The sequence below is a fragment of the Achromobacter veterisilvae genome (genome assembly GCF_900496975.1).
GTDB lineage: Bacteria > Pseudomonadota > Gammaproteobacteria > Burkholderiales > Burkholderiaceae_B > Achromobacter > Achromobacter veterisilvae.
On sequence record NZ_UFQC01000083.1, the window covers coordinates 1 to 6295 of the forward strand.

Consider the following 6295-nt stretch of genomic DNA (forward strand, 5'->3'; position numbering starts at 1 on the left):
GCCAGGCCCTGACGGCGCCGCCCGGCGCGGGAAGCCCTGGCGGGAGCGCGGCTTTTGGCGGCGCCCGCCGCCAGGCGGAGTTATTATCGTCCGCATGACTACTACCTATCCCACTATCGAGCAAACCGTCGGCAACACGCCGCTGGTGCGCCTGCAGCGTATTCCCGGGGCCGCGGGCGCCGCGCGGGGCAACGTCATCCTGGCCAAGCTGGAGGGCAACAACCCCGCCGGTTCCGTGAAGGACCGCCCGGCGCTGTCGATGATCAAGCATGCGGAAGAGCGCGGCGACATCAAGCCGGGCGACACCCTCATCGAAGCCACCAGCGGCAATACCGGCATCGCGCTGGCCATGGCCGCCGCCATGCGCGGCTACCGCATGATTCTCATCATGCCGGACAACCTGTCGGTGGAGCGCCGCGCGGCCATGGCGGCCTATGGCGCCGAACTGATCCTGACGCCGGCGGACAAGGGCGGCATGGAATACGCCCGCGACCTGGCCACCGAGATGCAGGCCGAAGGCAGGGGAGTGGTGCTGGACCAGTTCGCCAATCCCGACAACCCCCGCGCCCACGTCGAGACGACTGGGCCCGAACTCTGGAACCAGACCGACGGCCGCATCACCCATTTCGTGAGCGCCATGGGCACCACGGGCACCATCATGGGCGTGTCGACCTACCTGAAATCGCGCAATCCCGCGGTGCAGGTGGTGGGCGCCCAGCCCGCCGAGGGCTCGTCCATCCCCGGCATCCGCAAGTGGCCCGAGGCCTATCTGCCCAAGATCTTCGACCGCAGCCGCGTGGATGCCTACGAATCGATCGAGCAGTCCGAAGCCGAGGTCATGGCCCGGCGGCTGGCGTCGGAAGAAGGCATCTTCGGCGGGATTTCCTCCGCCGGCGCCCTGGTCGCCGCGCTGCGCGTGGCGGAGCGCGTCAATGACGCCACCATCGTGTTCATCGTCTGCGACCGCGGCGACCGCTACCTTTCCACGGGCGTTTTCAACTGACGCCGGGCCCCCCGGCGCCCGGACGCAAAAACACCGCCATGCCGGATTCGCTTCCGGCATGGCGGTGTGCTTTTTGAGGGGCGCGCGAGCCGCCGCGCTCGATGCCCGTCCCGGGCTTATTCGGGCTGGATGCCGGCGTCCTGCATCACTTTGATCCAGCGCTCGCTTTCCGCGAGGTTGAAAGCCTCCGCTTCCTGGTAGCTCATGGTGCTGGGCAGCGTGCCCTGCGACTTCAGCGCCTCGACCACCTTGGGCGACTGCGACGCTTCGATCATGACCTTGTTCAGCTTGGCGATGATGGGTTGCGGGGTGTCCTTGGGCGCCCACATGCCGTACCACGTGACGATGTCGAAGCCGGGCAGCACGCTTTCCGAGATGGTCGGCACATCGGGCAGTTCGGCCAGGCGCGTCTTGGTGGTGACCGCGATCGGATGGATCTTGCCGCTCTGGATCAGCGGCAGGGCGGGCGCCAGCGGCGCGTACATCAGGTCCACGTGGCCGCCGGCGACGTCGGTGAGCGCCGGGCTGCTGCCGCGATAGCCGACGTGGGTGATCTTGGCCTTGGTGGAGGTGTTGATCAGTTCACCGGCCAGGTGGGGCAGGGTGGCCACGCCGGGGGACGCGAAGGTCAGCGAACCGGGCTGGGCCTGGGCCTGCTTGATCAGATCGCCGAAGGTCTTGAACTTGGAGTCGGGCGGGACGACGGCCACCATCGGCACCGTGCCCAGCACGCCCACCATCCGGAAGTCCTTGATCGGATCGAAATTCAGATTCTTGAACTGGGCGGGGTAGATGCCCTGCACGGAAGGGTTCATCAGCAAGGTGTAGCCGTCGGCCGGCGCCTTCGCCACCTGGGCCGTGCCGATGGTGCCGCTGGCCCCGGCGCGGGTTTCGATCACCAGCGGCTGGCCCAGGATTTCGCCCATCTGGACCGCGATCACTCGGCCGACGACGTCCGTGGGGCCGCCCGCCGCCCACGGCATGATCACGCGGATGGGCTTGTCCGGATAGTCCCCTTGCGCGTGGGCGCCTGCAACCGGCAGGGCCGCCGTCGCGATCGCCGAGCATGCCGCGGCGATGAAAGTGCGTTTGTTCATCTACTGTCTTCTCCTACAAAAGTGAGATTGGCCGAGGGCAGGGCCGTGTGCAGCATGGCCTTGACCTCGAGCAGTTGTTTTCCCGTGGTGGCTTCGTTCTTCTGCATGCGGCCCAGCGGGCCGGCCACCACAATGGCAAAGGGTTGTTCGTATGCCCGGAAGCCGAGCGAAATGGACATCACGTCCTCGACGTTTTCGCCTACCGAGCGCTGCCAGCCGCGCGCCATGCCCGTCTCCAGATCGCGGTCGAAGGCTTCCCGGCTGGTGAGGGTGCTGTCGGTGTAGGCCGCAAACCCGCTATAGGTCTTGAACCATTTCTGCCGCTCTTCATGCGACAGCATCGACAGCAGGGCCTTGCCGGAACTGGTGGCGTGCACCGCCTTGAAGCCGCCGGGCTGATGGGAGAAGCGGATCGTCTGCTTGGATTCGGCGACGATCAGGTACACGACCTTGTCGTCGGCCAGCTTGGCCAGCAGGGCGGTTTCCCCGGTGATGTCGCGCACCCGGGCCAGCACCGGTTCGATCACGGCGTTCAACGGGTCGCTGTGACAGATGAGGGTGGCCACGTGGATCAGCTTCTGCGTGGGGTAGTAGCCGTGCTTCTTGCCGATTTCATACAGATAACCGCGCGCCACCATCGTTTTCAGAAGGCCATGGCAGCTCGAGAGCGGAATCCCCATCTGGGCAGCGATTTCGCTGTACAGCAAGGGCTTCTGCTCTTCGGCGAAGAGGTTGAGGACATCCAGGACTCGGCCTGCGGTTTTCACATCCATGATGTTAGTATCCTATACGTGATAAAGTTATGTCAATCTGCATTCAATCGCCAAGGAGCCGCTACGCATGAGATGGAAGAACCGTCCTGAGGGATCGAACTGGGGGGATTTCGGGCCTGACGACCAGCGAGGCTGTCTGAATTACATCACTCCCGCGAACGTGCTGAGCGGCATGCGCGAAGTCCGCGAGGGGCTGAGTTTCTGCCTGTCGCTGCCGCTGGACTACCCGGGCGGGAACGGCGTGAACGTCCGGCGCCACCCGCCCAAGCTGCGCCCCACCGAGAGGGACGGCGACCAGTACCTGAATTTCCCGCTGGGGCGTTTGCGTCCCGGCTGCGTCGACGTGCTCAGCGACGACATCGTCGAGATGAGCCTGCAGTACTCGACGCAATGGGATTCGCTGGCGCACGTCGGCGCGCTGTTCGACGCCAACGGCGACGGCCTGCCCGAGCGCGTCTACTACAACGGCTACCGGCCCAACGAGCATGTGGTCGGGCCGGTGGACTACGACGTCGACAACGGCTTCGCCAAGACCGACCTGGGCCAGGGGCCGGCCTCGAACGCCAGGAAACTGGACATCACCCAGCTTGCCGAGTCCTGCCTTCAGAGCCGGGGCGTGATGGTCGACCTGGCCCGCCACTACGGCCGGGAGCAGAAGTCGGTGGGCTACGACGATCTGATGCGGATACTGGACGCGGACCGGATCGAGATCGAGCAGGGCGATATCGTGCTGTTCCACACGGAGTTCGGCGACGCGCTGCTGGAAAAGAACCGCGAGCCCGATCCGCACACGCTGCACGAGATCTGCGCGGGCCTGGACGGCAGCGACGAGAAGCTGCTGCGGTGGATTACGGATTCGAAGGTGGCGGCCATGGCGTCGGACAACCACGCCCTGGAAATCTATCCCACGCAGAAACCCAATGCCTGCTGCGCGGCGCTGCCGCTGCATCACCATTGCATCTTCAAGCTCGGCATGCCCATAGGCGAAATGTGGTATCTGGGTGCGCTTGCCCGCTGGCTCGCCGCCAACGGCCGCAGCCGCTTCCTGCTGACGGCGCCGCCGCTGAACCTGCCCGGGGCCGTGGGTTCGCCGGCGACGCCGGTCGCGACCGTGTAGCGCGGGCCGCGGCCGGCAAGCCGCGGCCTTGCCGGCTTTTCAGGGGGCGACGCGGGCTTCGATTTCGCCGGCCAGGTCCGCCACCGAGGTGGCGTAGAAGTAGCTGCGGTTGTACTTGGTCAGCGCGAAGAAGTTGGGCGTGCCGACCCGGTACTGCGCGGTGCCCCGGGCCTCTTCCACCAGGTCGACGACGCCCAATGGCTGGCTGGTCCAGCCTTCGCCGGACGCGCCCGGCCGCAGGCGCGCGCCGGCGGCCGCGAGCGTGCCCCAGGTCTGCTTGGGCTCCAGGCCGCCGTCCACCAGCGGGGCGGGGTCGGCGGGCAGCGCCACGGGCGCGAATACCGGCAGGCCGCGCTGCCAGCCGTGCTGCGACAGGAAGCTGCCCACGGACATGATCGCGTCCCGGGTGTTGTTGCTGAGGTCGATATGGCCGTTGTCGTCGCCGTCCACCGCGTAGTGCATGACGCTGGTGGGCATGAACTGGGGCATGCCGATGGCGCCCGCATAAGAGCCGCGAGTGTCGAGGTCCAGCTTGTCGTGCATGACCAGGGTCAGGAAATCGGCCAATTGGCCGCGGAACATCGTGGCGCGTTCGGGCTTGGCGGGATCCGGGTAGTCGAAGGCCAGCGTGGTCAGGGCGTCCAGCACTCGGAAGTTGCCCATATTGCGCCCATACAGCGTTTCCACGCCGATGATCGATGCGATGATGGGCGCGGGCACGCCGAAGCGCTGGGCGGCCTGATTGAGCAGGTCGCGGTTTTCATTGTAGAAGTCCACGCCCCAGCCGATGCGCTTGGGCTCGACGAAGCGCGAGCGGTACGTCAGCCAGCTTCGCCAGACCTTCTTGCCCGGCGGCGACGGCGCGATCAGGCGCGCCACCGTGGCGTTGTAGCGCGACCCCTGCAGCGCCGCGACCATCGGGTCCAGCGGCAGCTTGCGGTCGGCGGCCAGGCTTTCCACGAATGACCGGACTTCCGGCCGCAGCGCGCCGTTGGCGCCCAGCGCGGCGGGTCCGTCGTCCGGCAGTTCGGGGCTCAGGGTCGGCGCGCTGGGCCCGATGCGGGTGGGAGCGGATGAAGAGGCGGCGGCCGGCAGGGATGCCGGGGTGGAAGCAGTGGGGGCGGTGGTGGAACAGCCCGCCAGCACGGCGGAAAGCGTTCCGAGTTGCAGTAATCGCCGACAGATGAACATAATCTTCCTTATGGAGACCATGTATCTTACCCACCCGGCATGCCGCCTGCATGAAATGGGCAGTTGGCATCCCGAAAGCCCACAGAGGCTGGACGCCATTTCAGACCAGTTGCTGGCCAGCGGACTGATGCCTTATCTGAATGACCGGCAGGCGCCCCAGGCATCCCGTCACGACCTGTTGCGCGTGCACACTGTCCAATATCTGAACAGTTTGCGCGAAAACACGCCGGAGCAAGGGTATTTCCCTATAGATCCCGATACGCTGATGAACCCGCACACCTACGAGGCCGCGCTCTACGCGGCCGGCGCGGGGATGGCGGCGGTGGATGCGGTGATGGGCGGCGAAGCCCGCACCGCGTTCTGCGCGGTGAGGCCGCCCGGGCATCACGCCTGCCGCTCGCAGGCAATGGGGTTCTGCTTTTTGAACAACGTCGCTATTGCGGCGCAGCACGCGCTGGACTTCCACGGTCTGGCGCGCGTGGCCGTGATCGATTTCGACGTGCACCACGGCAACGGCACCGAAGACGTCTTCGCCGGGGACGAGCGCGTGCTGATGTGCAGCTTCTTCCAGCATCCGTTCTTCCCGAACAGCGGCGCGGATCACCCGGCCGCCAACATGCTGAACGTGCCGGTCCCGGCCTACACGGGGGGCCCCGCCGTGCGCGCCATCGTGACCGACACGTGGCTGCCCAGGCTGGAGGCGCACCGGCCGGAATTGATCCTGATCTCGGCCGGTTTCGACGCGCACCGCGAGGACGACATGGGCCAGATGGGCCTGGTCGAAGCCGACTATGCCTGGATCACCGAAAGGCTCGTGGAGGTGGCGGATCGCCACTGCCAGGGGCGTATCGTCAGCACGCTGGAGGGCGGTTACAACTTGTCCGCCCTGGGGCGCAGCGTGGTTGCGCATATACGAGCGCTGGCGAAGCTGTAGAATCAGGAAAAAATTGTGCAATGCGATCCCGGCGCATGCCGGGTAATTATTTCCATTTGGAGGCAGCGGGATGAAGGTGTTGGTACCTGTCAAGCGCGTCGTTGACTACAACGTCAAGGTGCGCGTCAAGTCTGATCAGACTGGCGTGGATATCGCCAATGTGAAGATGTCCATGAACCC

At 66.0% G+C, this 6295-nt stretch carries 6 protein-coding genes and 1 pseudogene; 4 read left to right on the forward strand and 3 right to left on the reverse strand.

The annotated features are described in order from the left end of the window. Positions 1-94: 94 nt before the first annotated feature. A complete protein-coding gene (cysM, locus tag AVE30378_RS32270; RefSeq protein WP_129247249.1) occupies positions 95-1003 on the forward strand; it encodes a cysteine synthase CysM in 909 nt (302 codons plus the stop codon). Positions 1004-1119: 116 nt separating this feature from the next. Here the strand turns inward: cysM and AVE30378_RS32275 are convergent, their stop codons facing one another. Beyond that, positions 1120-2100: a Bug family tripartite tricarboxylate transporter substrate binding protein gene (locus AVE30378_RS32275; RefSeq protein WP_129247251.1), complete on the reverse strand. Its 981-nt coding sequence runs from the start codon at positions 2098-2100 to the stop codon at positions 1120-1122. Continuing rightward, a complete protein-coding gene (locus AVE30378_RS32280) occupies positions 2097-2873 on the reverse strand; it encodes an IclR family transcriptional regulator (protein ID WP_129247253.1) in 777 nt (258 codons plus the stop codon). The genes AVE30378_RS32275 and AVE30378_RS32280 overlap by 4 nt, the downstream gene beginning before the upstream one ends. Positions 2874-2940: 67 nt before the next feature. On the opposite strand from AVE30378_RS32280, the gene AVE30378_RS32285 reads away from it, so the two are divergent. After that, positions 2941-3990 carry a cyclase family protein gene (locus AVE30378_RS32285; RefSeq protein ID WP_129247255.1) on the forward strand — a complete coding sequence of 350 codons (1050 nt, stop codon included), beginning with the start codon at positions 2941-2943 and terminating at the stop codon, positions 3988-3990. A 39-nt stretch (positions 3991-4029) separates the two neighbouring features. Here AVE30378_RS32285 and mltB read toward each other — a convergent pair whose 3' ends face one another. Continuing rightward, positions 4030-5181, reverse strand: coding sequence for a lytic murein transglycosylase B (gene mltB / locus AVE30378_RS32290; RefSeq protein WP_129247257.1), 1152 nt, complete (start codon positions 5179-5181; stop codon positions 4030-4032). Between the two features lie 10 nt (positions 5182-5191). Here mltB and AVE30378_RS32295 point away from each other — a divergent pair, with 10 nt between their 5' ends. Together AVE30378_RS32295 and AVE30378_RS32300 are read left to right on the forward strand one after the other, a co-directional pair. Beyond that, entirely contained in the window at positions 5192-6115 is a 924-nt protein-coding gene (locus AVE30378_RS32295; RefSeq protein WP_208742489.1) for a histone deacetylase family protein, read from the forward strand. Positions 6116-6185: 70 nt separating this feature from the next. After that, positions 6186-6295, forward strand: a pseudogene (locus tag AVE30378_RS32300) (electron transfer flavoprotein subunit beta/FixA family protein); the annotation flags it as partial.